We start from the raw sequence: 4198 nt of genomic DNA on the forward strand, positions 1-4198 counted from the left end.
GCCCCCGGCGCCGATGGCGAGGCGCAGGCACGGACCGCCGCCAAGACGCTGGCCGATCTCCGGGCCGCCGACGATGCATCGCGGGGTCCGGCGCCCTATGTCGCGCCCGCGCGGATGCCGCACGATGCGGCCGATACGCCGCCGCCCGTCGATACGCCCGAGGCGGCGCCCGCCGAATCCGACAATGCCGACGGCGACACCAACCAGCAGGTCCCGGACTAGAGGCTGTCCTGTTCAAGCTGGCCGGGGTGACGAGAGTCCAACGTCGATAGGAGAGCCTCTAACGCGAACGGCGCGGAGCCGCCATCGTACGGCGGAACGCTCAATCTTTTGGAAGGTTAATGCGCCGTGCAGCTATGCTGCGGAAATCGGAGCATAATCCATGTTGGGATCGAACCCCGTCGCACCGCCCGCGACCGCAGCGAAAGATGCCTCGACGCGCGCCGGAGAAGCCGAGCGCGACGAGGCCAGCGTCACCGCCGCGGTCGTCACGATCAACCGCCCGGCCCAAGAGCTGTACGAATTCTGGCGTGATCTTTCGAACCTCTCAGGCGTCATGGAGAATATCGAGCGGATCGAGGTGCGCGACGGCACCCGCTCGCATTGGGTGGTCAAGGCGCCCGGCGATCGCGCGGTCGAATGGGACGCGACGATTACCGAGGATCAACCCGGCAAGCTGATCGCCTGGACGTCCGACGATGGCGCCGATGTCCGCAACAGCGGCCGCGTCGAATTCCACCAGGTCGAAGGGCGCGGCACCGTGGTGCGCGCGGTCATCGCTTATGATCCGCCGCTCGGCGCGATCGGCAAGCTGTTCGCCAAGCTCTTCCAGCGCGAACCCGCGATCCAGGCGCGCCGCGATCTCCGCCGCTTCAAGCAGCTCATGGAGACGGGCGAGATCGCCACCTCCTCGCGCACGCTCGCGCACCACGCCGAACATAAGGCCGGCTGACCCACCCATTCACTGAAAGGAGCCGACGATGCGCGCGCTCACCTGGCACGGCAAGCATGACGTTCGCGTCGATACCGTCGACGATCCCGAGATCATCAATCCGCGCGACGCGATCATCAAGATCACCTCGACCGCGATCTGCGGATCGGACCTCCACCTCTACGATGGCTTCATCCCGACGATGAAGGCGGGCGACGTGCTCGGCCACGAATTCATGGGCGAGGTCGTCGAGACCGGCGCCAAGTCGACGCTCAAGAAGGGTCAGCGCGTCGTCGTGCCGTTCACGATCGCGTGCGGGAGCTGCTATCATTGCGGCAAGCATCAATATTCGGCCTGCGACAACGGCCTGCCCGCCGACAATCAGGATATCGCGCAACAGCTCTACGGCCACCCGATGTCGGGGCTGTTCGGCTACAGCCACATGACCGGCGGCTATTCGGGCGGGCAGGCCGAATATGTCCGCGTGCCTTTCTCCGATATCGGCCCGATCGTCATCCCCGACGAGCTCGAGGACGACAAGGTGCTGTTCCTGTCGGACATATTGCCGACCGGCTGGCAGGCTGCCGAATATGCCCAGATCGAGCCCGGCGACACGGTGGCGGTCTGGGGTTGCGGGCCGGTCGGGCTGTTCGCGGTCCAGTCGGCCTTCCTGATGGGCGCCGAGCGCGTGATCGCGATCGACCATTTCCCCCGGCGGCTGGAGCTCGCCGCGAAGTTCGGCGCCGAGACGCTCAACTATAAGGAGCATGCCGTCTATGATGCGCTGATCGAGATGACCGGCGGGATCGGCCCCGATGCGGTGATCGACGCGGTCGGCCTCGAATCGCACGGACTGTTCGTCGATAACGTGCTCGATCAGATCAAGGCCTCGACCTTTCTCGGCACCGATCGTCCGCACGCCAACCGCCAGGCGATCATCGCCTGCCGCAAGGGCGGGCGCGTCTCGATGCCCGCGGTCTATGGCGGCTTCGTCGACAAATGGCCGCTCGGCGCGTTCATGGAAAAAGGCCTGACGCTCAAGACCGGCCAGACGCACGTCCAGCATTATAGCCACGCGCTGCTCAACGCGATCGTCGAGGGCAAGATCGATACGACCTTCCTGATCTCGCACCATCTGCCGCTCGAGAATGCGCCCGACGGCTACAAATTGTTTCACGATCACCAGGACTTCGCGACCAAGATCGTGCTCAAGCCCGGCCTCGAGAAGACCAAGGTCGAGATGCCCGCCTAACGCTCCGGCAACCGAAGGAATATCTATATGGGAAACGGAAAGCTCGCAGTGATCACCGGCGCCTCGACCGGGATCGGTTTCGAACTGGCGCATCTCGCCGCGCAGGAGGGCTATGACCTGCTGATCGTCGCCGATGAGCCGTTGATCAACAATGCCGCCGACGATCTCAAGGCGCACGGCACCAATGTCATCTCGGTCGAGGCCGATCTCGCGACCTTCGAAGGCAATGACACATTGCTCGCGGCGGCGGGCGGCCGTCCGATCGATATCCTCTGCGCCAATGCCGGACGCGGGCTCGGCAAGGCGTTCGTCGATCAGGACGTCACCGATTGGCGCCGCGTGATCGACACCAACGTCACCGGCACGACCTATCTGCTCCAGAAGGTCGCGATCGCGATGAAGGCGCGCAACGAGGGCAAGATCCTCATCACCGGATCGATCGCGGGGCTGATGCCGGGCAGCTATCAGGCGGTCTACAACGCCAGCAAGGCCTATCTCGACAGCTTCTCCTACGCGCTGCGCGAGGAATTGCGCGAGACCGACATCACCGTCACCGTGCTGATGCCGGGGCCGACCGAGACCGAATTCTTCGAGCGCGCCGACATGATGGATACCAAGGTCGGCGTCTCCGCGAAGGAGGATCCCGCCGCCACCGCCAAGCATGGCTGGGACGCGATGATCGCGGGCAGCGGCCATGTCGTCTCGGGGCTCAAGAACAAGATCCAGGCGGCGATCAGCCACATCACGCCCGATAGCGTGCTCGCCAAGATGCACACCGGCATGGCCGAGCCCGGCTCGGCGGAGAAGGTGCCCGAGAGCAAGCGGGTCGATTGATCGCCGTCCCGGACGGACGAGCGGCGGAAGGGATGACGGGCGGGCGGCTTCGGATTAGACGCGGGACATGACTCGTCCCGTCCGCATCGCTCCCTCGATCCTCTCCGCCGATTTCTCGAAGCTCGGCGCCGAGATCGAGGCGGTCGACGCGGCGGGCGCGGACTGGATCCACGTCGATGTGATGGACGGCCATTATGTGCCCAACATCACGATCGGGCCCGTCGTGGTGAAGGGCCTCCGCCCGCATACGCCCAAGCCGTTCGACGTCCACCTGATGATCTCGCCGATCGACGTGTTCCTCGATGCCTTCGCCGAGGCGGGCGCGGACACGCTGACCGTCCATCCCGAGGCGGGGCCGCACATCCATCGCACCGTTCAGCGCATCAAGGGGCTGGGCAAGCGCGCGGGCGTCGCGCTCAACCCCGGCACGCCCGCCAAGATGCTCGACTATCTGATCGACGATATCGATCTCGTGCTGGTGATGAGCGTCAACCCGGGGTTCGGCGGGCAGCGCTTCATCGACAGCCAGTTGCGCAAGATCGAATCGGTACGCAAGATGATCGACAGGACTGGCCGGGCAATCGACCTCGAAGTCGATGGCGGGATCGATAGCGAGACCGCGCCGCGCGCGATCGCCGCCGGCGCCGACGCGCTCGTCGCGGGCACCGCCACCTTCAAGGGCGGGCCGGATCATTATGCCGCCAACATCGCCGCGCTGCGCGGGCACGGCTGATGGCCGAGGACGGCGCCCCGCAGGGCGCTGAGCCGGAGGGCGCCGAACCGGAGAGCGAGCGGCGGCGATTGTCCGCCGAGGGCGCGCCGGGCTTTTCGCTGGCGGACATGCTCGGCCGCGCGATGCGGCGGCTGTCGTGGCGCTCGCCGCTCCACCAGATGCGGCTGCGCGGGCGCTATCCGCTGCAACTGATCGACGTGCCCGGCGATCCGATCCCCGGCCGCCCTCGCGCAGGCAATGCGCTGATCGAGGGGCGGATGCTGCTCGGGCAGGAGAGCGTCGCGCTCGAGGGGCTGGCGCGCGGCGGGTTCAGCGCCGCCTTCGCCGATCATTACCAGAGCTTCGCCTGGCTGCGCGACCTTGCGGCCGCCGGGCCGCGCGACCGGACCGCGCCTGTCGCAGAGGCGCTGACGCAACAATGGCTGGCGGCGCACGCGACGGCGGTGAG

General features: G+C 66.5%; 5 protein-coding genes and 1 pseudogene. All 6 read left to right on the top strand.

The features are described from left to right. The coding region (locus HUU94_RS12130) for a hypothetical protein (RefSeq protein WP_217429620.1) at positions 1-222 on the top strand (222 nt) is incomplete at its 5' end. Positions 223-382: 160 nt separating this feature from the next. After that, positions 383-952 carry an SRPBCC family protein gene (locus HUU94_RS12135; protein WP_174275328.1) on the top strand — a complete coding sequence of 190 codons (570 nt, stop codon included), beginning with the start codon at positions 383-385 and terminating at the stop codon, positions 950-952. Positions 953-980: 28 nt separating this feature from the next. Then, positions 981-2183 (top strand): zinc-dependent alcohol dehydrogenase, encoded by a 1203-nt coding sequence (locus HUU94_RS12140; RefSeq protein WP_174275329.1) that lies wholly within the window; start codon positions 981-983, stop codon positions 2181-2183. 27 nt (positions 2184-2210) lie between these two features. Continuing rightward, positions 2211-3017, top strand: a complete 807-nt coding sequence (locus HUU94_RS12145) for an SDR family NAD(P)-dependent oxidoreductase (RefSeq protein ID WP_174275330.1) — start codon at positions 2211-2213, stop codon at positions 3015-3017. Between the two features lie 67 nt (positions 3018-3084). After that, positions 3085-3750: a ribulose-phosphate 3-epimerase gene (gene rpe / locus HUU94_RS12150; protein WP_174275331.1), complete on the top strand. Its 666-nt coding sequence runs from the start codon at positions 3085-3087 to the stop codon at positions 3748-3750. Further along, positions 3750-4198 (top strand): annotated as a pseudogene (locus HUU94_RS12155) (heparinase); the annotation flags it as partial. The gene rpe and the pseudogene HUU94_RS12155, both read left to right, overlap by 1 nt.

It is taken from the genome of Sphingomonas bacterium (assembly GCF_903644055.1).
Classification (GTDB): Bacteria; Pseudomonadota; Alphaproteobacteria; order Sphingomonadales; family Sphingomonadaceae; genus Sphingomonas_I.

Coding starts and splice junctions, on each gene's coding strand:
- HUU94_RS12135 (WP_174275328.1), top strand. CDS start 383: ATGTTGGGATCGAACCCCGTCGCACCGCCCGCGACCGCAGCGAAAGAT.
- HUU94_RS12145 (WP_174275330.1), top strand. CDS start 2,211: ATGGGAAACGGAAAGCTCGCAGTGATCACCGGCGCCTCGACCGGGATC.
- rpe (WP_174275331.1), top strand. CDS start 3,085: ATGACTCGTCCCGTCCGCATCGCTCCCTCGATCCTCTCCGCCGATTTC.
- HUU94_RS12140 (WP_174275329.1), top strand. CDS start 981: ATGCGCGCGCTCACCTGGCACGGCAAGCATGACGTTCGCGTCGATACC.